Genomic DNA, 25216 nt, shown 5'->3' with positions numbered 1-25216 from the left:
TCTTTTCTTATTTCTTCTTGTCAGAATCAGACTTGGCGAAAGGCGGGCGCTGATCCTCGCCAGTCCACGCTAACGCTTCTTCCTTGTTAGCAAAGAACACTCCCAGTATTCCCGCAACTCCAAGCGCAATTTGCACCATGCCGTCGAAAGCGAACAACCAGAGGGGAACGTCTGAAGCACCCGGGGTTGCCAAGAAGACCAGCAGCATGCGGAAAGCGAAGAAGAGGGAGAAAATATAGAGCAACCGGCGGGCGTAACCAGACCATTTGTGCTGCTTGGCGAACAGCGCCAACATCCACAGCAGCAGGCCGAGGAGCACAAGCATGACCAACGCCATAAACCCGATGGACAGGTAGACCGATAGGTCAACCGCAGCCGCAGGGATCTCTGGGTTCTCATCCGCCGTTTCCCGCGCGGCGGCTTTCAGGGCCGATGGGTCGAGCAGACTCATCGTCACGCTCAAGATCTGGTGGAGGAGCTCCGCGCCCACCATGAACGACCAGATCCCGATGAGGTACGTGATCACCTCGGGGCGCTTCTTGCCGGCGGGCTCTGATGAGCCCGATGGCTGTGGTGGAGGTGGCTGTGGCGCTCGCGGGGCGGGAGCGTTACTTCCGTTGGGGGCTATCGTCATTACCTGCGCTAACCCTTCAGTGCCTTAGCGGCGTCGACGGCGAAGTACGTCAGAATTTGGTCTGCCCCGGCGCGCTTGATGGACATCAAGGACTCCATCATCACCGCGTCCTGGTCCACCCAACCGTTGCGGCCCGCGGCCTGGATCATCGCGTACTCGCCAGAGACCTGGTACGCAGCCACCGGCACCGGCGACATCTCAGCCACCTTGGCCAGCACGTCCAGGTATGGCATGGCGGGCTTGACCATGACAAAATCCGCGCCTTCGTCGATATCCAACTGCGTTTCCAGCAGGGACTCGCGCACGTTGGCGGGGTCCTGCTGGTACGTCCGACGATCGCCTTGCAGCGAGGAACCGACTGCCTCGCGGAACGGGCCGAAGAAACTGGAGGCGTATTTCGCCGAGTACGCCATGATGACCACGTCCTGGAAGCCGGCGGCGTCTAGGGCCTGGCGGATGGCGCCGATCTGGCCGTCCATCATGCCGGATGGGCTGACAATGTGTGCGCCGGCCTCCGCCTGGGCGACGGCCATCTGCTGGTAGAGCTTCACGGTCTCATCGTTATCCACGATGGTGTTGCCGTGGCGATCGGTGGTGACCACGCCACAGTGGCCGTGGTCAGTGAACTCGTCGAGGCAGGTATCGGCCATGATCATGATGTCATCGCCGAACTCCTTGCGCAGGCGTGCCAGGTTGCGGTTGAGCACGCCGTCTTCTGCCCAGGCCACCGAACCCTGGGCATCCTTGTCGCTATCGAGGGGAACGCCGAAGAGATCGATGCACTTAATCCCGGCCTCCGCGGCCTCCTCGACGGCCTGCACCAGAGAGTCTGAGGTGTGCTGGTACACCCCCGGCATGGAGCTGATCTCTCTTTTCTCTTCGATGCCGTCGGCGACGAACATCGGCAGGATGAAATCGGCGGCACTCAACCGGGTTTCGGCGACCAGCTCACGCAGAGCTGGATTCTGGCGGAGCCGACGCGGGCGGCGGGTGAACTCAAACGCAGACACAGCGGTGTTCCTTTCGGTTGTTTCGTTACTGGCCCATCTTAGGCAGCAACAGCGCCGAGAGGTATTTCGCCATCTCTGACAGTCACACGAGCCCGCGCGGCACGGCGTTTAGAAGTCGCCGTCGATATCGCGGTTCACCACGACCTTCTCGTTAACGAACTCAAGCAGGCCCAAATCGATCAGCTCGCGGCCATAGCCAGAGCGCTTTGTACCGCCGAAAGGAATATCCGCCTTCACGCCAGTCGGCTGGTTGATGTAGACCATGCCGGTGTCGATCTTGCGCGCCAACTTCTTCGCGTTCTCCACGTCCGCGGAGAAGATGGAGCCGCCCAGCCCGAACGGGGAGGCGTTCGCGATCTCGATCGCGTGATCAGCGTCCTTCGCACGGTAGAGCTGGGAGATAGGGCCGAAGAATTCGGAGCAGCCCACCTCAGAGGAAGGATCGATCCCCGTCATGATGGCCGGCTGCACGAATGCCCCGGTCTCAGGCAGATCAATGGTGATCTCCTCAACCTCGACGCCATCGGCCTTCGCCTTCTCCACCTGCTTCATCAGGTCATCGGCAGCACCCTGCGAGGACAGTGGGGCGAGGGTGGTCTGCGGATCCATCGGATCGCCAGCCACCAACTGCGCCACACGCTCCTTGTACTTGGCCAGGAACTCGTCGTAAAGCTCGTCGACGATGATCATGCGTTTCGACGACACACAGACCTGGCCCGCGTTCCAGTGGCGGCCGAAGACTGCCCACTCGACGGTCTTGTCAAGGTCGGCGTCGGCAAGCACGATGAACGCGTCCGCACCACCAAGCTCAAGGGTAGACTTCTTCAGGTTCTTCGCGGCCACCTGGGCAACCGCCGCACCCGCGCCCTCCGAACCGGTGAGCGCGACACCACGCACGCGAGGATCGCCCAAGATCTGCTCGCTGGCGTCGTGGGAAGCAAAAACGTTGACCAACAGTCCCTCGCGACCAGAGGCCCGCTTGATCAGCTCCTCCATCTTCAGCGCGGACTGTGGGACGTTCGACGCGTGCTTGAGCACGATCGTGTTACCCGCGGTGAACTGTGGCGCACCAATGCGAATGACCTGGTAGTACGGGAAGTTCCACGGTTCGACGGCGTACAGCACACCGAGGGGCTCTTTCACCAGGAGCACGTCGCCCTCATCGAAGCCCTCTGCAGGGATTGAGCGCGGCGCTAGGTGTTCCTCGCCGTTGTTGACGTAGTACTCCAGCATTCCGATGCACAGGTCTACCTCTGCCTCAGCCTCGCCGATGAGCTTGCCCATCTCCAGGGTGAGCACCTCGGCGAACTCGCGCTTCTCCGCCTTCAAGATGTCCGCTGCCTTCTGCAGAACCTCGACGCGCTGGGCGACGGGCAGCTGGCTCCACTCGCGGAATTCCTGATCAGCCTTGGCGATTGCCTGGTCGATCTGCTCGGCGGTGGCGGTCTCGAATTCCTTGACGACCTCTCCGGTAAACGGGTTGGTGGTTGCGTATCCCATGATCTGGCTCCTTCGTTGTGAAATTTCCCCCAAGCATAGTGGGGGAAATCACACGAGTAAAGGGCCTATGGCTTAGGTCTCAGTTCGCTTAGGACGACTTCCTGCGCGCACGCCGCTTCTTGCGCGGCGGTGGGAGCTGGCCGGCAGCACGCAACTGGGCCACGTGGTCGGCCAGGGCGTCGACAAGCGACGGCACATCAGCGACCTCGGGGACGACATCGACGCGCAGGCCCTGCTCTTCCGCTTCGGCCGCGGTCATCGGTCCGATGCAGGCGATGATGGTGCGCTGATGCGGCTTACCGGCAATGCCCACCAGGTTCTTCACGGTGGACGCGGAGGTGAAGCAGACGGCATCAAAACCACCGGTCTTGATCATGTCGCGCGTCTCCGGCGGTGGCGGCGCGGCGCGTACGGTGCGGTACGCCACCACATCGTCGACTTCCCAGCCCAGCTCTGCTAGGCCGTCCGACAGCACATCAGTGCCCAGGTCAGCCCGCGGCAGAAGCACACGCGACACCGGATCTAGCTCCTCGACATATTCGGGGAATACTTCGACCAGTCCGGCCGCGTTTTGCTTGGTACGGTGCGGCAGCAGCTCCGGGGTCATGCCTTTGGCGCGGATCGCGTCAGCAGTCTTCGTGCCCACCGCGGCCAGATGCACGCCCGCGAAGGAACGCGCATCCAAGCCCAGGTCCGCGAACTTATCCCACACAGCAGTCACTGCGTTGACCGAGGTGAACACGATCCACTGGTACCGGCCCTCCACGATCCCCTTGATGGCGCGATCCATCTGCGCCGGGTTGCGCGGCGGCTCCAGGGAGATCGTCGGCACGCTCTGCGGAATCGCACCATAACCGGACAAGCGCGTCGACATCGCCGCAGCCTGAGCCTTCGTGCGCGGCACCAGCACGCGCCACCCATACAGGGGCCGGTTTTCCCACCACGAATACTTCGTGCGGTCATCAGCCACAGTGCCAAGCGTGACGACGAGTTTTCCTGGCAACTCCGCATCCAGTTTCCCGATGGTGCCCAGTGTGGCATCAAAGGTGCGCTGCAAACGGGTGGTGCCATTCGTCGTCACGTACACCGGCGTCGACGGCGAATAGCCACGCTCGGTCAGTTCCGCTGCGATCGTCGGCAAGTCCTCAGCCTCTGCCTGCAGCACAAGCGGCTGCGGGGCGGACGCCAACTGATCCCAATCAACATCATTGGTCAAATCTGCCTCCGTATAGGTTGAACCTAACGCAATACCGGCAAACGAGGGCACGGTCGACGGCAGGCTCATGCCCGGCACCACCTGGAACTCCAGGCCGGCGGCGGCCACGGCGGCGATCTCCTCCATCACGGAGTCACGCGTCAAAGGATTGCCGGCAACAAGGCGAATCACGTCGCCGTCGCCAGCCTCACCATCGATGATGGACTGCTCGGACGCGCCCATCACCTGCTTGATCTGCTCAATCCGTGCGTCCAAATCCTCCACGGATTCCGACACCTCGGCCGCGGTCGGGTCCTCCGGCTTCGGTGGCTTACGGCGCGCCCCAGCCTCCTTCGCTGCGGCGCACATCTGCTCATATTCCTTGTCGGCGGCATCCTGTTTGTGCTGCGGCACGGGCAACGCTGCGCCGATGACGGCACGGATTTCAGGAAGCACGTCACTATCGACGACGGCGTACGCATTGTTTTCCAAAACTTCACGTGCACGCACGGTGAGCAAATCCGGGTTGCCCGGGCCTGCGCCGACGAAGACGACTTTCGCCGGCTGGGGCGGTTGGTGGGCCATGGTCATAGACGATTCTTTTCTACTTCGGGTCTGCGGCAAGAGCACGCGGAAATGATCACGTGCCCCGAGATGCCGGCAAGCCAAATGTGAAGGCGTTTACGGTTTTCGCTAGTGTTGAATAACTCCGCCACCCACACCCCAACGAACGCATAAAAGTGCTGCTCATAAGGCCATATCCCCGATAAGGGGACCACGTGGACGGTTGGTTTATCAACGTATGATAGTTACACCTTAATTTAGGAAAGCCAAATAGGAAAAACGGCCACCTATTTTACACCGTCGTTTTCACGCCCCACCGTTGCCCTTAAGCAACGCGCGATGCCAACATCTCCGCGTATTTTTCGGCATGCGGCGTGGAGATCACAATCGCCCCGTAGGTGGCATCCTCCAGCTCTAAAACGATGCCTGGGCCCAGGCCGTGGCAGATTCCCAGGACTGGTTTCCCACCGCGGTTCATCGTGCCTGAGTAAGTAAGCCCACGGATGTGGGTAGCGTACGTACGCTCCCCCTCCCCCAGCGCCGCACGCGCATCATCCACGCACGACACGCCGCGGATTACCCGCAGCGGAATCGTCAGATGGGAACGGCGCGCCGCGATCTTTTCCCACCACCTCAAGGTGACGGTGACGCGGTCATCGGAAATGGAAAGGAGTGCCATAACTAGCCAATTATAGTTGCGGCGCCCTGCTCCAGCAGAGCATTCGCAACTTCCTGGCCCAACCCCACCGGATCGGTCCCGGTGGCGTGGTGCACCAGCTGGCGCGAACCGTCCAGCGCGAAGACGCCCGCATGCAAGGTCAGGGTATCGCCGTCCAGATCCGCGTAGGCGGCCACTGGCGCGGTGCAGCCAGCTTCGAGCGTGGCCAGGACAGTGCGCTCAGCGGTGACGGCTTTCAGCACATCGTGGTCTGCCAGCACGTCGATCGCGGCGCGGGCATCCATGTCATCCACGCGCGCCTCCACGGCCAAGGCGCCCTGCGCGGGGGCCGGCATGATCACGGTCGGTTCGAAGACCTCGGTGGCCACATTGCCCATGCCCACGCGCGAGATGCCCGCGTACGCCAGCACCACGGCATCAAGCTCACCCTTGGTGACCTTGCCCATACGGGTGTCGATGTTGCCGCGCAGCGGCTGAATATCCAGGTCTGGGCGACGGGCACGAAGCTGCGAGATGCGTCGCGGTGCTGATGTTCCCACCCGCGCCCCCTCCGGCAGCGTGTCCAAGGTGAGTCCGTCGCGGGCGATCAGTGCTTCACGACGATCCTCCCGCACCGGGGTGATCAGGTGTGTGCGTGGCTCATAGGCCGTCGGAAGATCCTTAAACGAGTGGACCGCAATATCGCACTCGCCGGCGAACAGTGCCTCGCGCAGCGCCGCGGTGAACACGCCGACCCCGATGCGTTCCACGGGAGCCATATTCACGTCACCAGCAGTGGTGACGATGTGCAGTTCGGATTCGTAACCTGCGGCATTGATCGCGTCGCGCTGGTGACCAGCCTGAGTGGTGGCCAGCTTCGAGCCCCGTGTACCAATCTTCAGCAACTTAGTTCTCCTTTGAGTTGCCCAGGGTCTCTGGGCTTAAATCGAGTTCTTCGCGGTCGGGCAATTTATCCACGTCCACCGCCACGGCAGGGGCCGCCGACGGCAAACCAAACAGCACCTGCAGTGCCGTCTCATAGCTGACGGTACCTTCAGTCGCCGCCAGTTCCTTCACCATCACGGTGGGCTTGTGCAGGAGTTTGTCCACCACGCGCTTCATGCTGCGCGCAACTTGGCGCAGGTCATCGTCGTCCAAGTGGGGCAGCCGGTTCTTCAGCTGCGCATATTCCTCGTCGACAAGCCCGGCCGCAGTGCGTCGCAGTTGGGTCACCGCAGGAGTGACATCGCGAACACGTTCAGCGGAGGTGTAGGCGGCGAGTTCTTCGTCGATAATCGCCTCCGCGTCCCGGCGCGCAGACGAATCCGTGTCACCTTCCTGTTCCTGGCGGGCGTGCAAGTATTCGATGTTGACCAGGCGCACGCCCTCGGTGTCCTCCACGGCGTCATCGATGTCGCGTGGCAGCGAGAGGTCCACCAGCATAACTGGGCCAGAAATGTCCTCTGGTGTGATGGTGAATTCGTCGGTAGCGGTAGCAGATACTGCCAGGTCAACGCGGCTGAGCGCTCCGGCGCGCGCGTCAAAGTCCACGACCTCCGCCGGCACCCCTGCCTCCCGCGAGTGCTCTGCCAGGCGTTCGGCGCGCGATCGGGTGCGGTTAGCAATAATGAGCTTATCGACGCCCTGCTTGCCCAATTGGGTGGCCGCCAAGGAGGCCATGGCGCCTGCCCCGAGGACGAGGGCCGTGGTGCCAGAGAAATCCTCCACGCCCATCTCTTCGCGGGCGACATCGAAGGCGAAGGTGACCATGGAGCCACCAGCATCGTCGATCTCGGTTTCGGTGTGCACGCGCTTACCTGCGCGCAGCGCGGACTGAGCCAGGGAATGCAGCCCAGGGCCCACCGTGCCTTGCTCTTGTGCTTCCTGGTAGCTGGTGCGCACCTGGCCGATAATCTGCTGCTCGCCGATCACCATGGAATCCAGGCCAGAGGCCACGCTCATCATATGTTCGGCAGCCGCGTCGGCGTAGCGGACATAGAGGTAGCTGCGCAGCTCTTCGGTGCTCACGCCGGAAACCTCAGCAAGCACGTCGACAACGTCCTGAACCCCGGTGTGGAAAGCGTTGGTGACGGTGTACACCTCCAGCCGGTTACAGGTGGAGATGATCATGGCCTCGGACAGCGACGGCTGTTTCACCAGCGTGGTCGAAGTGTCGTTTTGGACAGTATCGTTCATACTCAGCCGTTCAAGCAGCGCGACCGGCGCGGAACGGTGGGACATGCCCACAACAAGCACACTCACTCAGGTCCTCCTGATCATTTAAGAATCAAACAAAAGGATACCCCCTAGGCTTTTCATTGCCAGGAGAGGGGTCAGTTGCGGGCGAGTTCGTCGGCAAGCTCCTCATTGTCCACTTCCCAACAGGCAAACTCCTCGCCGTCGATGACGACGACGGGAACGCGATCGCCAAATTCCATCGCCAGTTCGCGGTCCGTGTCGACGTCGATCAGCGTCAGCGTGGCACCTGCAGCTTCGACAACGGGTGCGATCTGTGAGGCGACGCGATCGCACGACCCGCAGGTCTGGCGCACCATCAACTCCACTTGGTGTGACAAATTCTTGCTCCTTGCGTGCTTGGCAGGCGAGTTTTCCTGACTGTGCCTACGATGGTTGACGTTACCCGCCCACGCCTCGTGCGCGTGACGACGACCTGCCGCACCCCTGGCCGCACCGTGTCTGATTCACGCCAGAAAGGAACCTGTGACGTCCTCGGACCAATTCCCACCTTCTGCCCAAGAGTTTTTGCACGGGTGGTTTCAGTCACAGGGAAACGTCCGCCGCTTCCTAGAAGACACAGCAGTTCCGCCAATCGACGACGAGGCCCAGCGCGAAGCCGGCGAGGCGGCGGCGACTGCGGCGGTGGAGGAACACTTCGGAATTAGCCTGGAACAGTTCAACTCCGGTGTTGACTCTGTCTCTGGTGCGTTCACGTCTGCCGGTGCCAGGCACATTACTGTGCCTGACCCGGACATTCCCCAAGATACTGAGGCGGCGGCCTTTTTCGACATCGACAACACGCTCATTCAGGGCTCCTCCCTTGTGGAATTTGCGTTGGGGCTAGCTCGCAAACGCTTCTTCCGGATGCGAGAAATAGTCCCTATCGTGTTGAAACAACTGCGTTTTCGACTCTCCGGCAGTGAACATGCTGGCGATATGCGGCGCGGGCGTGAACAAGCCCTTGAGTTTGTGCGTGGCAAGAAAGTTGCGGACCTGCGGGAGCTGTGCGAGGAGATTGTGGACCGTTCCATGGTCCACAAAAGCTACGCCGGCACCCTAGATTTGGCGGCCATGCACCTGGCTGCTGGCCAACAGGTGTGGTTGGTTTCCGCAACTCCAGTCCAGATTGGTCAGATTCTGGCCGAGCGGTTTGGCTTCACCGGCGCGCTAGGCACCGTGGCGGAGGAAGAAAACGGAAAGTTCACCGGCCGCCTTGTAGGAGATATTCTCCATGGTCCGGGCAAGCGCCATGCAGTTGCTGCCCTGGCCGCTATTCAACAGCTGGACCTTTCCAAGTGCACAGCGTATTCGGATTCGATTAATGATATTCCTATGTTGTCCATGGTGGGCACCGCCGTTGCTATTAACCCTGATAAGAAATTGAAGGCTGAATCACGCAAACGTGGGTGGATTGTCCGTGACTACCGCAGCGTGCGCCGAGCTATACGCACGTGGAGTATCCCGGCGCTTGCTACTGCTGCAGCGAGCGTGTGGGGTTGGAAGAATTTCCGTAGGGTGTAGGAATGGTACGTTCAAATCTTTCCTCCCGCACCGTAGCCTTGGTCCTTGCAGGCGGCCAAGGTTCCCGGTTGGCCCCACTCACCGATTCAAAACCCAAGCCAGCGGCCTCTTTGGCCGGCACATACACGCTGATCGATATTGTGCTGAGCAACCTAAGCCATTCGGGGATTCGCAATGTGTGGATCATCGAACAGTATTTAGGCCACGTTTTAAATTCTTATCTCTCTTCGGGGCGACCTTGGGATTTAGACGGAACCCGCTCGGGGCTGCGCATTGCCCCGCCCGTAGAAGGTCGAGACCAGGATGACTCTGAAGGTTTCAGCGAAGGCAACGGCCACGTACTCTTCCAGCAGCTTGAGGCATTGGAAGAGTCTGGCGCCAACACCGTCATTGTCACCAGCGCCGATCACCTTTACTCTTTAGATTTCCGCGCAGTTCTGGAACAGCATCACAGCACCAACAGCGATCTCACAATTGTCACCACGGCTATCGAGGAACACCCAGGACGCTACGGCGTGGTGGAAGCCGACGATGCAGGGCGTGTCACTTCATACGTCTACAAACCAGAGGACCCAGCCGGGCAGATCGTAGCCACCGAAGTATTTATTTTCGAGGTGGAAGCCCTAGCTGCCACCATCAGGCGATTGCTCAAGGAGCTAGACTCCCCTTCCGATCTGGGAGATTACGGTGAGACCATCATTCCTGCCATGGTGCGTGATGGCATAGTCAACGAATACCGTATGGGAGGATACTGGCGGGACCTCGGCACCATCGACGCGTATTTCCAAGCCCACATGGACATTATCGACGGCGCTGTGGCGCTGGATGACCCTGACTGGCCTGTGATCACCAATACAACGCACTTTCCCCCGCCTATGTGTCCTCTCAGGCGTCAGTAAGCGACAGCCTGATATGTTCAGGCGCACGTGTGGAGGGCGCGGTGGAGCATAGTGTGATTGGCCCTGGTGCGGTTGTGGAACCCGGCGCAGAAGTTCACCGCAGCATCATCAACGCCGGTGTGGTGGTGCCGGCTGGGGCAGTGCTGCATTCGGTAATTGCCGATACGGGCGCCACCGTTGCAGCCTGCCCTCTTGGCGAGACGAAGCCAGGGCCCGGCAATATCACCGTCTGCTCCCCTGAGACGACCACAACGCCATAAGCCATAAGCACGGGTCGCACAACGCGAACAACCCGGACAGGATCAAGTCCTGTCCGGGTTGTTCGCGTTAAGAAGTTTTACTTGCTCAGCTTACGACGCTGCACGCGTGTACGCTTCAGCATCTTGCGGTGCTTCTTCTTGGACATACGCTTGCGGCGCTTCTTGATGACTGAACCCATGGGGTCTCCTCACATCGATCGTGTACGTACAGTCTGCTCAGATCAGGTCGGCGTTGCCGCCAGGCGCGAGGTGCACTCCCGCACACAACACCCACATCCTTGCAGGAATGCACCCAAGCATACAGTGCTTGCGCAGAACGAAGAAAACTGGGGTCAGAAAACCTGAGGCGCCCACCTGCGCCCGGGATCGCGGTGGATCCCGGAAAAACAGGTGGGCGCCTCAGATTTACACAATAAGTTCGCGCTCGGCTTCGCGGAGTTTCGCGACTTATCCTACGTCGTAGACGGAGGAGTCGAGGTACTCGCTGACTGCCTTCTCGTGGACGCGGAACGAACGCCCCACGCGTACGGCCGGCAGCTCACCGGAGTGAACCAAGCGGTAGACCGTCATCTTCGAGACGCGCATGATCTCCGCGACCTCAGCGACGGTCAAGAACTTACCCTTATCTTCGTTTGCCATATATAACTAACCCTTCAGCACATGGCGCGCTGTAGGCTTCCCCTCCCACAGGACGAACACGCACGTGCCGGAACTAGTCTAGCGTGAAACCTGTGACACTTGCGACCCAAGTGCCACAAATTTTTCAACTAATTTCCAGAATTTATTGTTTTCCCAGCTCATTGGCACGTTGGGCATTCTTTTCTAACGCCCGATAGAACGCGCCACGCAACCCGGACTCCTCCAGTTCACGCACCGCCGCAACAGTTGTCCCCGCCGGCGACGACACTCCAGCACGCAAGCTGACCGGATCCGCCCCTTCTGCTTCCAGCATGGCGCCGGCTCCCGCGATCGTGGCGTTCACAAGTTCCTGTGCGGCAGCACGGCTCAGCCCCAGGGACACACCGGCATCGATCATCGCTTCAGCAACCAAGAACACGTAGGCGGGGCCAGAACCAGACACGGCAGTGACAGCATCCATCTGGGACTCTGGAACGACGACCACGTGGCCAGTAGCTTCAAGCAACTCGACGATATAGTCCAGCTGTTCGTCAGCCACGAACTTGCCAGGCGCGACAGCGCACACGCCCTTGCCGACGAGCATCGGGGTATTGGGCATCACGCGCACGATGGGGGTACCGGCCGAGGAGATTGCTTCCTCCATCGCACCGATAGTCACACCGGCAGCCATTGACACTAGTGCGGTGGAGACATCATTCTCGGCTACGGTCTCCGAGATTTCCTGAATGATTCCAACGATCCCGGCGGGTTTCACACACAGGAATACGACGTCGGCGTTTGACGCCGCCTCGTTATTGTCGTCGGTGGTGTACACACCGTAGCGCTCGGCGAGCTCTTCGGCACGCTCAGGGCTTCGGTTGGTGACCGTGATGTGTTTCGGATCGTGTTGTGCGGCGACCAGGCCAGCGACGAGTGCCTCACCGATCTGGCCCCCGCCAATTACTGCAATTTTGCGCATGGCACCAAGCGTGCCACATTTTTACTCTATTTTAGAGAAGCGTGACCAAACCAGGGCCGAACGTCATCAGCACACCGACGATTCCGGCAAGCGTCATCATCAGCCCATCCTTCTGCGTACGCAGAGCCTTCACGACGCCCACCATCACTACCGTGACGACGACAGCCAAGACAGCAACCAGGAAGGCGTTCAGGTTGGCCCACAGCCACTCAAAGCCTAAGAATACGGCCACACCAAGAACCAGACCGCCAAGGATCATTCCGACGAGCGCGGGGATATTCAGATCGCCGTCGTAATCTTCTTCGTCTTCGTCGTAGTAGTCATCGTCATAGTCAGCATCGACATCCTCATCGACAACGACACTAGATCCCTGCACGCCCTCGTCGGCAAGATCTTCGTCTTCGACGGCGGGCATCACGCCGGTCTCGTCCATGTCCTGCGCCGACGGTTTTTCCGGGGCAGCGGGTTCGGCCGGTTCGGCCCGTTCGGCCCGTTCGGCCGATTTTTCCGGTGCGGCTGGCTTGGCCGCGGGCGCCTCGTCGACGACCGCCTCGTCGACGGCTGCGTCGTCAACCTTCTTGATGACGGTTGTCTCGTCCGGCTTGTCGGCCTTCGCTGGTTCTTCGGCCTTAACCGGTTCTTCGGTCTTCTCCGGCTTCTCTTCCTGCGCGGGCTTCGGTTCATCGATTGGTACGGAAGAGTGCTTCGCTTCCTCTGGGCGCGCGTCTACCTTGCGGAAGGATCCGGTGAGCTCGGCAACCGAGATACCACCTTCTTCGAGGCTGCGGCGACGACGACGGCGGGGCCGTTCGCCGCCATCCGGGTTGTCCTTCCCGGCGCGCGCGAGCAGCTCGGCAACCGTCAGCTGCTTGTCATTGTCTGACATCTACTCGTCAACTCCCTCATCGGAACCTTCTAAACCCTTGTCAATGCGACGCAGAATAACACCTTCGCGCAATGCCCACGGGCAGATCTCTAACTTATCAAGCTTAAGCGCTCTCATGCTGGCCTCCGCAACTAGGGCACCCGCAACGATCTGATGCGACCGGTCCGTACTGATGCCCTCCAGCTCCGCGCGGTCCGCGGCAGTCATGCGAGAAATGAATGCGATGAGCTGTCGCAAACCAGGCGCGGTGAGCGTTCGCTTCACATAAGGACCTTCCGACGACGGCGCCGCACCAGTCAGTCGCGCCAGCGTGCGGAAAGTTTTTGATGTAGCAACCGCGTGGCCCGCAGGGCCAAGGGCAGCGAACTGGGCTGCGGGGCCCGCCAGCTCCGCGTCAATAAAATCACGCAGTGCATTAATCTTCTTGCGCTCAGGCGGATCAGTATCGAACCACTCATGGGTCAGGCGCCCAGCACCCAAGTCGAGGGAGACGGCGAGCTCCGGCGCCTCGTCGGTACCCGTCGAGATCTCCAAGGAACCACCACCGATATCCAAGTTGGTGATGCGGCCGGCGGACCAACCATACCATCGTCGAGAAGCGAGGAACGTCAGCTGCGCTTCCTCCTCGCCGGAGAGCACCTCGAGGCGCACGCCGGTCTCCTTCTCCACGTGGTCCAGCACTTCCTTGGAGTTGGCGGCGGAGCGGACCGCGGACGTAGCAAACGGAATCATCTCGGCGCACTTCAATTTCTTCGCCAAGTCCGCCGCCTCAGCGACGGCGTCCGTCAGCTTCTTGATGCCCTTGTCGTCGATGGCGTCATCGTCGTCAAGCATCTCGACCAGCCGAAGGGACTGCTTCCAATCGCTCATCGGCGTGGGACGGCCACCGTGCCGCGCATCAATCGCTACCAGGTGGACGGTATTACTGCCCACATCCAATACACCTAATCTCACACGTCCTAGGGTAGACGGTCTACGGTGGTGAAGTGTGAATCAACCTGTATTTCTTGGGTTCCCCGCCGACTCGCCCGCCGGCAAATCCATCCGCGCTGGCCGCGAAGTTCCGCCTGACTTCCCCCGCGAATGGTTCGAATTTGTCCACCCAGACGATCCCAACCACATCTTCAGCATCGACCTGACCTGGGTGGAATCTACCTGGCAGTGCCGCTTCGGCACGGAAAAGTGCCACGGCATGATGGAATCGCTGCCGGTGGTCGGGTGCTGCAACCACGGCGCCTATCTTTCCGACGAAACCGACCGCGACAATCTTTATAACGCGGTAGCGGAAATGCCTGCCAAATACTGGCAGTTGCGGCCTGATGGCATCGATGCCTATATCGCAAAGGCCGACCCGACCGTGCTCGAGCCGTGGCTGGAGTGGGACGACGACGAGGACGAGCCGTCTATTAAGACGCTGGTGATTGACGGCGGCTGTATTTTCGCCAATCGTGGCGGCGAGGATAACCCCACCGGTCCAGGCTGTGCCTTGCACCAGTGGGCAGTGGCGGAAGAGCGCGACATCTTGGTCTCGAAGCCGGAAGTGTGCTGGCAGGTCCCCTACTCGCGGGAAGATGCGTGGGAGGAGCGTTCCGACGGCGCCGAGATCCTGCGCACCACTATTAGTGAATACCACCGGCGCCAGTGGGGCGATGGTGGCGAGGAATTTGATTGGTGGTGCTCCGGTGACATCGGCTGCCACGAAGGCGGCGAACCGGTGTGGCAAACGATGGCCGATGAGCTACGGGGCCTGATCGGCGATAAGCCTTATGAGATCGTCGCTGAGCACTGTCGCAAGCGCCAAGAGCTTCCCGACGAGTTCAAAGCCGTCCATCCGGCGGCTGCTGCGGCTGCGGAGGCAGCCAACTCTAACGCAGCGGCTGACTAGTCCTGTTCTAATCCTGCTTCAGCGCAGAGCCATCGATATTGATCTCAATCTCTTCTGAAATCAGCACATTGCCTGAATCAAGAACGGTGTTCCATTTAATACCGAAATCAGCGCGATTGATCATAGCGATGGCCTGAAAACCCACCCGCATGTCACCGAGGTGGTCCCGTTCCGTCCCTGTCACATTCACGTGGAAAGTGACGGGGCGTGTCACGTCTTTAATCGTCATATCGCCGGTGAGATACACCGTATCTGAACCTTGGAACTGAACGTCCGTAGACACAAAGGTCATTTCGGGATATGCACGCACATCCAGAAAGTCAGAACTGCGCAGATGCGCATCGCGACGTGGCTGGCGCGTCGATAAAGAAGCCGAGTTAACGGTTGCGAAAACGCGTGAGTTCGCGGGGGTTTCTTCGTCGATAAGCAGCGACGTTTTCCACTCCTCGAACGTCCCCTGCACACGGCTAATCATCGCGTGGCGTGCAATGAAGCCAAGATTAGTATGATCTGGATCAAGAAAATAAGATCCCGTAATGCTCATAATTCGTCCTTAACCAAGACTTCCCTTAGTGCTCTATTAGATTTCCTCACTACCCATCGGAGATATTAGCAAATCACTGTGAGGGAATATCCGTGCTAGACAAAATATTTTTCGCCGACACTGGACACAGAGCTTTTCCAGGTGCACGCAAGTCCAGAATTGACGTGAATTATAGAGAAGTCTGGCAAGAAATCCGGTAATCCATGTGGAAACCTTAAAGTTTCCATTGTATCCTTAATCAGTCAAAGAATTATTGCACAACCAGGAAAGAACGGGAAGTACCCATGTCACAGCAAGAAGCCCTGAACAACATGCTCCAAAGCATCGCGGACAACATCGATGGTTTCATCGGCGCCTCCGTCGTGGACATGACCACAGGCATGGCCATGGCATCGCTCAGCCATCAGTCCGACTTCGACCTCGACATTGCCGCAGCGTATAACGCTGAAATGGTCAAGGCGAAAGTTAAAACCATGCAGGCACTCAACATCACCTCCGGCCTGCAGGACATGCTCATCACCCTCGATGATCAGTTCCACCTGATCCGGATGCTCAACGAGGGCGAATTCGTCTACGCGGCAGTGTCTAGCGCAAGCACGAACCTGGCGATGCTTCGCGCAGTAGTGAACTCCAACATCAAGAAGCTCGGCTGAAAAGCCTCCTCAGCGGACGGGCAGTCGCTAGAGGTAGCGCAGGTCCCCGACCCACTTGGCGACTCGGAACCTGCTGGTCCTACCAGCGAATTACCCGACTACCCTGCCAGCGAGCCTTCACCACGCGACAACGAGCTTCCGTCTACTCCCCCCGGGACGGAAGAAATCACCGCCGCTGAGGAAAGTTTCAGCCTCCGCGCCTGGCTTGATAGATGGAGGCCAGCGCCCTAGCGCTTCCCCGATGACCATTCAGCTGGGGCCTCAGCTTTAAGCTGAGGCCTTTAGCGTCCCAGATATTCGTCACTAGCGTGAAGTGGCATGTCTTCTCGCGCGCGTCGTGCTCTTTCAGCGCGACGCGCGCGCAGCATTTCCACCTGCGTCATCGGTCGCGTCGGCTCAGGTTCTGCGGGCTCAACCGGCACTACCGGTTCCGGCTCTGCCGGTTCGGGCTCAACCGGTTCTGCAGGGGCCTCAGTGGTGCGCGCCTCTTCGCGGAGCTCCATCATTGCTGAGCCCGTAGAGATCTCTGGGTTGATGGATACTTCTGAGGTCCGCGATTCTACAATGTCGTCTTCGTCGATAGCCGCAAACCACGCAACGCTGACCAGAAAAGTGCCATCGGACTGATCCTCCACGCTTCGCACTTCCCGGGGGCGCGAGTCTGGGACACGCAGAGGCAGGACATGTTCTGCATCACCTTGAGGGGCCCCCATGTCAAGGGCTACAGCGGACTCGATAATGTATCCCCGCGCGGCAACGGGCGCACCGTTAATTTCGTCGCGCACAGTACGGATGTATTCAAGCGCCTTATCCCTTTGCTCCGAGTTAAACCCGCCGAGCACACGCCCATCCAACACCGCCAGCGGTTCACCATCAATCTCCAGCAGCACCACAAGCCACTGTCCTGGGGAGGCCAACTGCAAATCATATGCCCCGAAATCGCCAACGGCGGTATCCACCATGAATAGTTCCCCGGGTGGCAACACAAAAACATTGGCCGAAAGATTATTGCGCGGCACGGTCAGCTCGGGGGCGGGAAGGAAAATATCAACCTCCACCGCGCCTTCATCGTTGAAGGAAATACCCGCAATCGTTTCTGGTGCATACCCGGAAGCAAGCACACGCTCAATATCGCTGTACTCAGCCCGGATGTCGGCACCAATCTCCCCAAGGACACCACGTTCCCAGCGCACGCGCCAACCCTCGGTAGCCAGATCGCCGCCCAAAGTGACAGGCAAAAGAGCCTCCTCCGTGGTCGGCACGGCCTTAGCTAAAAGCGTGCCACTCACGACGTTGTCGACCGGGATCCTGCGGAAAATATTCAGCGCCGAAGGAGGTAGCAGGTAGTGGGGCAGATCAATCAAGGTGTGCCTTCTACGCTTCGAACTTGTAGCCTAAGCCGCGCACGGTGACTAGCTGCTTCGGGCGCGATGGTTCCTCTTCGATCTTGGAACGCAGGCGCTTCACGTGCACGTCGAGCGTCTTCGTATCGCCCACGTAGTCGGCACCCCAGATCCGGTCAATCAACTGCCCACGGGTCAGCACACGGCCGGCATTGCGCAGCAGGTACTCCAGCAGGTCGAACTCTTTCAGGGGCATTGGGACTGGTTGGCCGTCGACAAGCACTGTGTGCCTCTCCACGTCCATCTTCACGCGGCCGCCCTCCAAGACCTGGCCGTCGAAACCCTCCTCGCCATCAGCATCAGGGCCGCGACGCAGCACAGCGCGGATGCGGGCGATAAGTTCGCGGGAGGAGTATGGCTTGGTCACGTAGTCGTCGGCACCAAGTTCGAGGCCGACCACCTTATCGATCTCAGAATCACGTGCGGTGACCATGATGATGGGCACAAGCGAAACGGCGCGCAGTTGCTTGCACACGTCGGTGCCGGACATTCCCGGCAGCATCAGGTCAAGTAGGACAAGGTCCACGTCGTTGGCGTTGAACTCGTCCAAGGCGGTCGGTCCATCAGGAGCCACAATCGCCTGGAAGCCTTCCTTCCGCAGCAAATATGCAAGCGGATCCGCAAGCGATTCCTCGTCTTCAACGATGAGGATAGTCGTCGTCATTGCTTCTCCTTCTCTTTCCTACGCGTAGTCACGCGTGTGACCGCCTCCCGCAACGTCGGCGATGTTGGTTGATCATCACCCTCCTGCACCTCAAACAACTCCGGTTCGGGTTCAGGAACATATATGGGAAGTTCAATTGTGAACGTGGACCCCGTGCCGGGACGGGACCACAACTTAATATTACCGCTGTGGTTGGCCACCACATGTTTAACAATAGCCAGACCTAGCCCCGTGCCACCGGTAGAACGGGAACGGGCCTTATCCACACGGAAGAAACGCTCAAATACGCGCTTCTGGTCCTCCTGATCAATACCGATGCCGCGATCCGTCACGCGAATCAAAATCACCGATTCTCGCACCACCTTCTGGGTGACACTAACCGGCTGGCCCTTCGGCGAATAGTTCACCGCGTTCGAAATCAGGTTGGACACCGCCATGACCAACATGGAACGGTCCCCCATCACCTGCACCCCGGTGGGTTCGCTACGGGTGAGCTCAATGTCCAGGTTGTCCGCGGACACCTGGTTGCGGGTGATGGCTTCGTCGACAATGTCGTCGACTTTCACCGGCAGCATCTCTGGCAAAGCTTCCGCACCCTGCAGCTTGGATAGGCTGATCAGCTCCGAAATCATGTTGGCCATGCGTTGCGATTCTTTCACCAGCTTTTCGCCGAAGTAGGTGACCATCTCCGGATCGTCAGGTTCCTGCAGCAGCGCTTCTGCCAGCAACGACATGCCGCCCACCGGTGTTTTGAGCTCATGGGACACGTTGGCGACAAAGTCGCGGCGTGCCGATTCCATTCGCACGTTCTCAGACTCGTCGGTGCCGTAGACGATAATGAAGTAGTTATCCACCAGGGTCAACGGCTTAACCAGTGCCTGCACATTGGAGACGCGGTTGCCGGTGGCGCGCCGCGACATCTCCAAGTCGATGGTGCGGGTTTCCAGATCCTCGAACACCTCCTGGCCCACGGCCCACACCTCGGGGTTGAGGGTGCGGTCATGCACAATCGTCATCTCGTGCGCGCGGGCATTCGACAAGATCACCTCGCCGGAACGGTCCACCACCGTGATGCCGGTGGGGGACCCTTGAATGGCCAGGTGGAGGACTTGGCTCACGGTGGTGACCCGGTTGTCCTGCAGGCTCGCCGAATTTCGGGCCTGGTCACGACGATGTCGCACCCACCGCACCACCGGGATGGCGGCGACGGTCAGTGCGACACCGAGAAGAAAAGTGAGTACTTCAGTCAAGGCTCACGAAAGGGGCTTACTTGGAACCCTGGTTTGCCACGGCTGCAGCACCTGCAGCAGCTGCTTCTGGGTCCAGGTAAGTGCCACCTGGGTTAGCGACCTTGCCCTCAGGGGTGATCTCGTAGATCAGTGGCTGGCCGGTTGGGATGTTCAGGCCGGCAATCTCATCATCGGAGATGTTGTCCAGGTACTTCACCAGCGCGCGCAGGGAGTTGCCGTGTGCAGCCAGCATGACGTTCTCGCCCTTGCGTGCACGTGGCAGGATCTCGTCGATCAGGTACGGGACAAAGCGCTCCACAACGTCCTTCAGGCACTCGGTGCGAGGCACCTCTGGCAGGAATGCGTAGCGTGCATCGTCGGTCTGCGCGTACTCGTTGTCCGTGTCGATCTCTGGTGGCGGGGTGTCGTAGGAACGACGCCACGTCATAAACTGCTCTTCACCGAACTCGTCGCGGATCTCGGTCTTGTTCAGACCCTGCAGCTTGCCGTAGTGACGCTCGTTGAGGCGCCAGTTGCGCACCACTGGAACCCAGTGGCGGTCGGCTGCGTTCAGGGAGATGTTGGCGGTGCGGATCGCGCGACGCAGCAGCGAGGTGTACACCACGTCCGGCAGCATGCCCTTTTCCTTCAGCAGCTTGCCGGCGGCGACGGCCTCGGCCTCGCCCTGCTCGGTCAGATCAACATCGACCCAGCCGGTGAATTGGTTGGACTTGTTCCATACAGACTGGCCGTGACGGACCAGAATCAAATTGCCGTTACTCATACTTCCAAGTCTGCCACTTTCTGAATAGTTTCGCTGGGCTTAACGACGAACCCTTCTCGCAACCCCCAGTCGGCCTAGCGACAGCTAGGCCCCTTCGGGCCGCCTGGTCGCCTCGGCAGTGTTAATTTCTGCCAGCGCCTTGTCGTATACCTCGCGCATTTTTTGTGCGGAGACTTCCCAGGAAAATTTTTGCGCCCTCCCCACTGCCGCCTCTGCCATGGAAATACGCAGGTCATCGTCGTCAAGCATCTGCTCCAAAGCGTCAGCCCACGCCGTTGGCTTGTGCCCGTTGACAAGCAGGCCGGTTTCACCGTCGGCGACGGCAATCGGCAGCCCACCGACGCGCGAGGCGACGACAGGGGTGCCGGTGGCCTGCGCCTCAATCGCAACCAGGCCAAAAGATTCGTTATAGCTGGGCACCGCGACCACATCGGCGGCCTGATACACCGCCACGAGTTCCTCCGGCGGGCGCGGTTCGAGGAAACGGATGCGGTTGCCCAGCCCCAGCTTGTGCGCCATCGCACGATAGAACTGCACGGAGGAATTATTGCCGGAGGCCCCGCCACACATCAGAACGCGCACGTTGCGGTACGGGTCACGCTCAAGCATCTCTGCGACGGCGCGGATCAGCACCTGTGGGCCCTTAAATTCTTGAAGACGTCCCACAAAAGCGATCACCTTCGAATGCAGTGGCACGCCAAGCGCCCGGCGCGCCTGTTCCGTATTCCGATTGGTCCCGGGCGTGAATAGTTCCACGTTCGCACCCGGGGTGACCACGTCGATCTTGTCTTCGTCGACGTCATAGTGCTGGCACAATTCATCGATCTCGTCGTGCGTGTTCACCACCAACACGTCCGCGTTGTCCACGAGTTGCTGCTCGCAGATGCGGCGGGCTTCGCTTTCCGACGAATCATTGTCCGAACGGTGTGCATTCTTCACGGCTGCCCACGTATGCCCAGTGAAGATCAGGGGAATGTCCCACAAATCGCGCAGCAGCCAGCCCACCTGCCCGGACAGCCAATAGTGCGCATGAATCAGGTCATAGCGTACACCCTCTTCGCGGATGAATTGGACGATCCCACCTGAAAACGCCGCCAACTGTGTCGCTAGCTCGTCTTTGCTTAGCCCCTCGTAGGGGCCTGCCACAATGTTGATCACACGGAAGTTCTCAGCGACGTGCACAACCTCGCCCTGGCTCGGGCGGGTTGCACGCGTGAATACGTCGACGGTGACGCCCTGTTTCGCCAGATCACGGGCAATGTTCAGGACGTAGACGTTCATTCCTCCCGCATCGCCCGTGCCGGGCTGCTCCAGCGGGGAGGTGTGCATGGAGATCATCGCAATGCGCATGGCCACCATCATAACGCGCATCCGCTTTTCGACGAGCGCCTCTCACGCCTGTGCAGGACCTGGCACGAGGTAGGGCCGACGCGCGATCGCGGTGCGTCGTTATACTCGGTTGTTGATTATTCCCTAGTGAAGTGTGAGGTATTGAAATGTCGGCGTTTGAGGAAAAAGTCTGGCACAAGCACTACACCCCGTGGACCCCGCCTTCTTTGGATTACGGTGAGACCACGTTGCTGGACATTTATGACAACAACCTGGCCATCAACGCCGACAAACCAGCCACCTGGTTCTTTGGCAAACGCCAAACTTATGGTGAGCTGGACAAGTTGGTCCGCCGCGCCGCAGTTGGCTTGAAGGCCTTTGGCGTGCGCCCTGGCGACCGCGTGGCCATCATGCTGCCGAACTGCCCACAGCACATCGCAGCGTTCTACGCGGTGCTGAAGCTGGGTGCCACCGTTGTGGAGCACAACCCGCTGTACACGGCGCATGAGCTGCGCGACCAGTTCAAGGACCACGGCGCGCGCGTGGCTATCGCATGGGACAAGGCCTCCGGCACGCTTGAGGAGCTGCGTGGAAGCACGGAGCTTGAAACCATCGTGAGCGTGAACATGGTGAACGCCATGCCTCCGCTCTACCAGTTCGCGCTGAAGCTGCCGATTAAGAAGCTGCGCGACATGCGTGATCAGCTCACCGCGCCTGCCCCGAACACGGTGCCCTGGGAGACCCTGATTAGCTCCGCGATCGGGGGCGAGGGTGACAATATTGAATCCTCCCCCACCGTGACGAAGGATTCCCCAGCACTTGTGCTGTACACCTCTGGTACCACCGGCGCGCCGAAAGGCGCAGAGCTCAGCCACGGCAACCTCTTCGCCAACCTGATGCAGGGTAAGGCGTGGGTGAAGGAACTGGGCGATCACGACGAGCGCATGCTGGCTGCCCTGCCACTGTTCCACGCGTACGGCATGACGATGGTGGGCACATTGTCCGTCTATATCGGCGCTGAGATGGTTCTACTGCCCTCGCCACGGATCCCTCTGGTGATGGACGTGATGAAGAAGCACACCCCGACGTGGGTCCCCGGCGTTCCTACGCTGTACGAGAAGATTGCCGATGCCGCTGAGGAGCAGGGTATCGCCATTAAGGGCATCCGCAATGCATTTTCCGGCGCCTCAACACTGCCAGTGTCCACCGTGGAGAAGTGGGAGGAACTGACCGACGGCCTACTGGTCGAAGGTTATGGCCTGACGGAAACGTCCCCCATCGTGATCGGAAACCCGATGAGTGAGGCCCGCCGCCCGGGCTATATCGGCGTTCCTTTCCCAGATACGGAAGTCCGCATTGCCAACCCCGATAACCTCGATGAAACCCAGCCCAACGGCACCGAGGGCGAGATTATTGTGCGCGGTCCGCAGGTGTTCAAGGGCTACCTGAACAACCCCGAAGCCACGGAAGCCGCGTTCCACAACGGCTGGTTCCGCACCGGCGACGTTGGAGTGATGGACGATGACGGCTTCGTTCGCTTGGTCTCGCGCATCAAGGAGGTCATCATCACCGGCGGCTTCAACGTCTACCCAGTTGAGGTCGAAGAGGTTGTGCGCGAACACCCCGATGTGGAAAATGTCGCGGTCGTCGGCAGGCCTCGCGAGGATGGCTCCGAAGACGTCGTGGCGTGTGTGACCCTGCGCTCTGGTGCGGCTCTGGATCCGGAGGGGATGAAGGAGTTCGCTCGCGAACGCCTGACCCGCTACAAGGTGCCGCGCACGTTCTACCACTTCGAGGAATTGGCCTCTGACCAGTTGGGCAAGATTCGTCGTCGTGAAGTGCAGGAAGACCTGCTGCGCCTGCTGGAAAAGAAGTAGGTTTTCCACCCAAAAACCTAAGAATACGTGAGAAATCCCTCACGTTCGGCGCTTTTCTGGAATACTTGGTGTCTGCTAATAGTAAGCTCCACCTAAACACCAGAAAGGCGCCGATTTTCGTGACCGACCCTGTTTCTGCTTTCGAGTCAAAGGCCTGGCTTTCCCAATACTCCGAATGGACGCCCGCCACCTTGGACTACGGGGAGACCACCTTGGTCGACTCCTACAACGACAACCTCGAACGCAATGCCAGCAAGCCGGCCACCTGGTTTTTCGGCCGCTCACAATCGTACGAGGAACTCGATGAGCAGGTGCGCGCGGCCGCTGCCGGCCTCAAAGCCTTGGGCGTGCGCCCCGGTGATCGTGTCGCCATCGTTCTGCCGAACTGCCCGCAGCACATCGCAGCGTTCTATGCGGTGTTGAAGCTGGGTGCGGTTGTCGTCGAGCACAATCCGCTCTACACCGCACACGAGCTGACCGGCATGTTCCAGGACCACGGGGCGCGCGTGGCCATCGTGTGGGACAAGGCGGCACCAGTGATTGACATGATGCGCGCGGAGACCAGCCTGGAGACCATCGTCAGCGTCAACATGATCGAGGCCATGCCGCGGTTCCAGCAGCTCGCCCTAAAGCTGCCAATCCCGCAGATCCGCGAGAAGCGCGCGCAGCTGTCCGGGCCTGCGCCGGACACAATTCCTTGGAAGACATTGCTTTCCGACGCGATGGGCGGCAGCGCCAAGGACGTCCAGCTTCCCGACGACATCACCAAAGAAGACACTGCCGTGGTGCTGTATACCTCTGGCACTACCGGCGCCCCGAAGGGTGCCGAACTCACCCACGGCAACATCATGGCGAACTGCAAGATGGGCGCCGCCTGGGTACCACGCCTCGGCGAGACGGAGGAGCGCATGCTGGGCGCGTTACCGATGTTCCACGCCTACGGCATGACACTGATCGGCGCCCTGTCGGTCTATATCGGTGGCGAGATGGTGCTGATGCCTGCGCCACAAATCCCCCTGATCATGGACATCATGAAGAAGCACACCCCAACCTGGATTCCGGGTGTGCCGACTCTGTACAACAAGATCATCGAGGCTGCGAAGGAGCAGAACATCGAGATCAAGGGCATCCGCAACGCCTTGTCTGGGGCCGCTTCCCTTCCCGAAGAGACCGTGGATGAGTGGGAAGATCTCACCGGTGGACTGCTGGTCGAAGGTTATGGCTTGACCGAGACGGCTCCGGTGATCGTCGGGAATCCCATGAACACCAATCGTCGCCCTGGCTATATTGGCGTGCCATTTCCCGATACGGAGATCCGCATCGCAAACCCGGAGAACCTGGATGAGACCCTGCCGGACGGCATCGAAGGCGAGCTGCTGGTGCGCGGCCCGCAGGTGTTCAAGGGCTACCTGAACAATCCAGAGGCCACGGAGGCCGCTTTCCACGATGGCTGGTTCCGCACCGGCGACATCGCTTTCATGGAGCCTGACGGTTTCATCAAGATCGTCTCGCGCCTGAAGGAAGTCATCATCACCGGCGGCTTCAACGTGTACCCGGCCGAGGTGGAAGACGCGGTGCGCTCCCACCCTGACGTGGTCAACGTGGCCGTGGTCGGACGCCCCCGTGAGGATGGCTCCGAAGACGTCGTCGCCTGTGTCACCCTGCGCGATGGTGCCGCCCTAAACCCCGATGGCTTGAAGGCGCACGCCCGCAACCAGCTGACTCGCTACAAGGTTCCTCGCACCTTCTACCACTTCGAGGAGCTCAAGGCTGACCAGTTGGGCAAGATTCGCCGCCGGGAAGTCCAAGCGGACCTGCTGCAACTACTGGAAAAGTAGGTTTACTAGACCCCTTTCCGGCCTCTGCCACCTTTAGCTTCGGTATGG

The 25216-nt window shown here is 60.0% G+C and carries 26 protein-coding genes; 7 read left to right on the top strand and 19 right to left on the bottom strand.

The window, feature by feature from the left end:
• Positions 1-7: 7 nt before the first annotated feature.
• The 8 genes from B097_RS12560 to B097_RS0105530 all read right to left on the bottom strand — a co-directional run bounded on the left by B097_RS12560 (position 8) and on the right by B097_RS0105530 (position 8116).
• Positions 8-634, bottom strand: a complete 627-nt coding sequence (locus tag B097_RS12560; RefSeq protein ID WP_147287114.1) for a hypothetical protein — start codon at positions 632-634, stop codon at positions 8-10.
• An 8-nt stretch (positions 635-642) separates the two neighbouring features.
• Positions 643-1644 carry a porphobilinogen synthase gene (hemB, locus tag B097_RS0105560; RefSeq protein WP_018581555.1) on the bottom strand — a complete coding sequence of 334 codons (1002 nt, stop codon included), beginning with the start codon at positions 1642-1644 and terminating at the stop codon, positions 643-645.
• Positions 1645-1752: 108 nt separating this feature from the next.
• Positions 1753-3144 carry an NAD-dependent succinate-semialdehyde dehydrogenase gene (locus B097_RS0105555; protein ID WP_018581554.1) on the bottom strand — a complete coding sequence of 464 codons (1392 nt, stop codon included), beginning with the start codon at positions 3142-3144 and terminating at the stop codon, positions 1753-1755.
• Positions 3145-3232: 88 nt separating this feature from the next.
• Positions 3233-4930 carry a bifunctional uroporphyrinogen-III C-methyltransferase/uroporphyrinogen-III synthase gene (locus B097_RS0105550; RefSeq protein WP_018581553.1) on the bottom strand — a complete coding sequence of 566 codons (1698 nt, stop codon included), beginning with the start codon at positions 4928-4930 and terminating at the stop codon, positions 3233-3235.
• A 298-nt stretch (positions 4931-5228) separates the two neighbouring features.
• Positions 5229-5582, bottom strand: coding sequence for a hypothetical protein (locus B097_RS0105545; RefSeq protein ID WP_018581552.1), 354 nt, complete (start codon positions 5580-5582; stop codon positions 5229-5231).
• A gap of 2 nt (positions 5583-5584) precedes the next feature.
• The gene (gene hemC / locus B097_RS0105540; protein ID WP_018581551.1) at positions 5585-6466 is read right to left on the bottom strand and encodes a hydroxymethylbilane synthase; all 882 of its coding nucleotides are present in this window, start codon (positions 6464-6466) and stop codon (positions 5585-5587) included.
• Position 6467: 1 nt separating this feature from the next.
• Positions 6468-7823 (bottom strand): glutamyl-tRNA reductase, encoded by a 1356-nt coding sequence (locus B097_RS0105535; RefSeq protein ID WP_018581550.1) that lies wholly within the window; start codon positions 7821-7823, stop codon positions 6468-6470.
• A gap of 71 nt (positions 7824-7894) precedes the next feature.
• Positions 7895-8116 (bottom strand): glutaredoxin family protein, encoded by a 222-nt coding sequence (locus B097_RS0105530; protein WP_040429431.1) that lies wholly within the window; start codon positions 8114-8116, stop codon positions 7895-7897.
• A gap of 166 nt (positions 8117-8282) precedes the next feature.
• Between B097_RS0105530 and B097_RS0105525 the strand changes: the two genes are divergently transcribed.
• The 3 genes from B097_RS0105525 (at position 8283) to B097_RS13695 (ending at position 10479) form a co-directional block, all read left to right on the top strand.
• Positions 8283-9320 (top strand): HAD-IB family hydrolase, encoded by a 1038-nt coding sequence (locus tag B097_RS0105525; protein ID WP_018581548.1) that lies wholly within the window; start codon positions 8283-8285, stop codon positions 9318-9320.
• 68 nt (positions 9321-9388) lie between these two features.
• Positions 9389-10219 (top strand): glucose-1-phosphate adenylyltransferase family protein, encoded by an 831-nt coding sequence (locus tag B097_RS12555; RefSeq protein ID WP_237559276.1) that lies wholly within the window; start codon positions 9389-9391, stop codon positions 10217-10219.
• Positions 10198-10479: a GlgC family sugar phosphate nucleotidyltransferase gene (locus B097_RS13695; RefSeq protein WP_473965461.1), complete on the top strand. Its 282-nt coding sequence runs from the start codon at positions 10198-10200 to the stop codon at positions 10477-10479. Before B097_RS12555 ends, B097_RS13695 begins: the two co-directional genes overlap by 22 nt.
• Positions 10480-10556: 77 nt before the next feature.
• On the opposite strand, the gene B097_RS13265 is transcribed toward B097_RS13695, so the two are convergent.
• From B097_RS13265 to B097_RS0105495, 5 genes are all read right to left on the bottom strand, one after another.
• Positions 10557-10658, bottom strand: coding sequence for a 30S ribosomal protein bS22 (locus B097_RS13265; protein WP_018581547.1), 102 nt, complete (start codon positions 10656-10658; stop codon positions 10557-10559).
• A 268-nt stretch (positions 10659-10926) separates the two neighbouring features.
• Positions 10927-11118, bottom strand: coding sequence for a helix-turn-helix domain-containing protein (locus tag B097_RS0105510; protein WP_018581546.1), 192 nt, complete (start codon positions 11116-11118; stop codon positions 10927-10929).
• A 142-nt stretch (positions 11119-11260) separates the two neighbouring features.
• Positions 11261-12076, bottom strand: coding sequence for a pyrroline-5-carboxylate reductase (proC, locus tag B097_RS0105505; protein ID WP_018581545.1), 816 nt, complete (start codon positions 12074-12076; stop codon positions 11261-11263).
• Positions 12077-12107: 31 nt separating this feature from the next.
• Positions 12108-12962: an Rv0497 family membrane protein gene (locus B097_RS0105500; protein WP_018581544.1), complete on the bottom strand. Its 855-nt coding sequence runs from the start codon at positions 12960-12962 to the stop codon at positions 12108-12110.
• Entirely contained in the window at positions 12963-13916 is a 954-nt protein-coding gene (locus B097_RS0105495) for a Ppx/GppA family phosphatase (protein ID WP_040429418.1), read from the bottom strand.
• Between the two features lie 34 nt (positions 13917-13950).
• On the opposite strand from B097_RS0105495, the gene B097_RS0105490 reads away from it, so the two are divergent.
• Positions 13951-14847, top strand: a complete 897-nt coding sequence (locus B097_RS0105490) for a DUF3109 family protein (RefSeq protein ID WP_018581542.1) — start codon at positions 13951-13953, stop codon at positions 14845-14847.
• 7 nt (positions 14848-14854) lie between these two features.
• On the opposite strand, the gene B097_RS0105485 is transcribed toward B097_RS0105490, so the two are convergent.
• A complete protein-coding gene (locus B097_RS0105485; RefSeq protein ID WP_018581541.1) occupies positions 14855-15391 on the bottom strand; it encodes a YceI family protein in 537 nt (178 codons plus the stop codon).
• Positions 15392-15675: 284 nt separating this feature from the next.
• Here B097_RS0105485 and B097_RS0105480 point away from each other — a divergent pair, with 284 nt between their 5' ends.
• Positions 15676-16044 carry a roadblock/LC7 domain-containing protein gene (locus tag B097_RS0105480; RefSeq protein ID WP_018581540.1) on the top strand — a complete coding sequence of 123 codons (369 nt, stop codon included), beginning with the start codon at positions 15676-15678 and terminating at the stop codon, positions 16042-16044.
• Between the two features lie 281 nt (positions 16045-16325).
• On the opposite strand, the gene B097_RS0105475 is transcribed toward B097_RS0105480, so the two are convergent.
• The 5 genes from B097_RS0105475 to mshA form a co-directional block, all read right to left on the bottom strand.
• A complete protein-coding gene (locus tag B097_RS0105475) occupies positions 16326-17408 on the bottom strand; it encodes a hypothetical protein (protein ID WP_018581539.1) in 1083 nt (360 codons plus the stop codon).
• A 10-nt stretch (positions 17409-17418) separates the two neighbouring features.
• Positions 17419-18111 carry a response regulator transcription factor gene (locus B097_RS0105470; RefSeq protein ID WP_018581538.1) on the bottom strand — a complete coding sequence of 231 codons (693 nt, stop codon included), beginning with the start codon at positions 18109-18111 and terminating at the stop codon, positions 17419-17421.
• A complete protein-coding gene (locus B097_RS0105465) occupies positions 18108-19361 on the bottom strand; it encodes a sensor histidine kinase (RefSeq protein WP_018581537.1) in 1254 nt (417 codons plus the stop codon). The genes B097_RS0105470 and B097_RS0105465 overlap by 4 nt, the downstream gene beginning before the upstream one ends.
• Positions 19362-19377: 16 nt before the next feature.
• Positions 19378-20124: a phosphoglyceromutase gene (locus tag B097_RS0105460; RefSeq protein WP_018581536.1), complete on the bottom strand. Its 747-nt coding sequence runs from the start codon at positions 20122-20124 to the stop codon at positions 19378-19380.
• A gap of 84 nt (positions 20125-20208) precedes the next feature.
• Complete coding sequence (gene mshA, locus B097_RS0105455) at positions 20209-21474, bottom strand: D-inositol-3-phosphate glycosyltransferase (RefSeq protein ID WP_048402746.1); 1266 nt, start codon at positions 21472-21474, stop codon at positions 20209-20211.
• A 146-nt stretch (positions 21475-21620) separates the two neighbouring features.
• Between mshA and B097_RS0105450 the strand changes: the two genes are divergently transcribed.
• Both B097_RS0105450 and B097_RS0105445 read left to right on the top strand, forming a co-directional pair.
• Entirely contained in the window at positions 21621-23330 is a 1710-nt protein-coding gene (locus B097_RS0105450; protein ID WP_018581534.1) for a long-chain-fatty-acid--CoA ligase, read from the top strand.
• A 119-nt stretch (positions 23331-23449) separates the two neighbouring features.
• A complete protein-coding gene (locus B097_RS0105445) occupies positions 23450-25168 on the top strand; it encodes a long-chain-fatty-acid--CoA ligase (protein WP_018581533.1) in 1719 nt (572 codons plus the stop codon).
• The last annotated feature ends 48 nt before the right edge of the window (positions 25169-25216 follow it).

Origin of the sequence: Corynebacterium pilosum DSM 20521 = CIP 103422, assembly GCF_000373805.1 — a bacterium.
Classification (GTDB): domain Bacteria; phylum Actinomycetota; class Actinomycetes; order Mycobacteriales; family Mycobacteriaceae; genus Corynebacterium; species Corynebacterium pilosum.
Note: the sequence above shows the minus strand (reverse complement) of the source record. Positions and strands in the feature narration are given on the sequence as shown.

Coding starts and splice junctions, on each gene's coding strand:
- B097_RS12560 (WP_147287114.1), bottom strand. CDS start 634: ATGACGATAGCCCCCAACGGAAGTAACGCTCCCGCCCCGCGAGCGCCA.
- B097_RS0105555 (WP_018581554.1), bottom strand. CDS start 3,144: ATGGGATACGCAACCACCAACCCGTTTACCGGAGAGGTCGTCAAGGAA.
- B097_RS0105550 (WP_018581553.1), bottom strand. CDS start 4,930: ATGACCATGGCCCACCAACCGCCCCAGCCGGCGAAAGTCGTCTTCGTC.
- B097_RS0105545 (WP_018581552.1), bottom strand. CDS start 5,582: ATGGCACTCCTTTCCATTTCCGATGACCGCGTCACCGTCACCTTGAGG.
- B097_RS0105530 (WP_040429431.1), bottom strand. CDS start 8,116: ATGGTGCGCCAGACCTGCGGGTCGTGCGATCGCGTCGCCTCACAGATC.
- B097_RS13265 (WP_018581547.1), bottom strand. CDS start 10,658: ATGGGTTCAGTCATCAAGAAGCGCCGCAAGCGTATGTCCAAGAAGAAG.
- B097_RS0105510 (WP_018581546.1), bottom strand. CDS start 11,118: ATGGCAAACGAAGATAAGGGTAAGTTCTTGACCGTCGCTGAGGTCGCG.
- proC (WP_018581545.1), bottom strand. CDS start 12,076: ATGCGCAAAATTGCAGTAATTGGCGGGGGCCAGATCGGTGAGGCACTC.
- B097_RS0105500 (WP_018581544.1), bottom strand. CDS start 12,962: ATGTCAGACAATGACAAGCAGCTGACGGTTGCCGAGCTGCTCGCGCGC.
- B097_RS0105485 (WP_018581541.1), bottom strand. CDS start 15,391: ATGAGCATTACGGGATCTTATTTTCTTGATCCAGATCATACTAATCTT.
- B097_RS0105480 (WP_018581540.1), top strand. CDS start 15,676: ATGTCACAGCAAGAAGCCCTGAACAACATGCTCCAAAGCATCGCGGAC.
- B097_RS0105470 (WP_018581538.1), bottom strand. CDS start 18,111: ATGACGACGACTATCCTCATCGTTGAAGACGAGGAATCGCTTGCGGAT.
- B097_RS0105460 (WP_018581536.1), bottom strand. CDS start 20,124: ATGAGTAACGGCAATTTGATTCTGGTCCGTCACGGCCAGTCTGTATGG.
- mshA (WP_048402746.1), bottom strand. CDS start 21,474: ATGCGCATTGCGATGATCTCCATGCACACCTCCCCGCTGGAGCAGCCC.
- B097_RS0105450 (WP_018581534.1), top strand. CDS start 21,621: ATGTCGGCGTTTGAGGAAAAAGTCTGGCACAAGCACTACACCCCGTGG.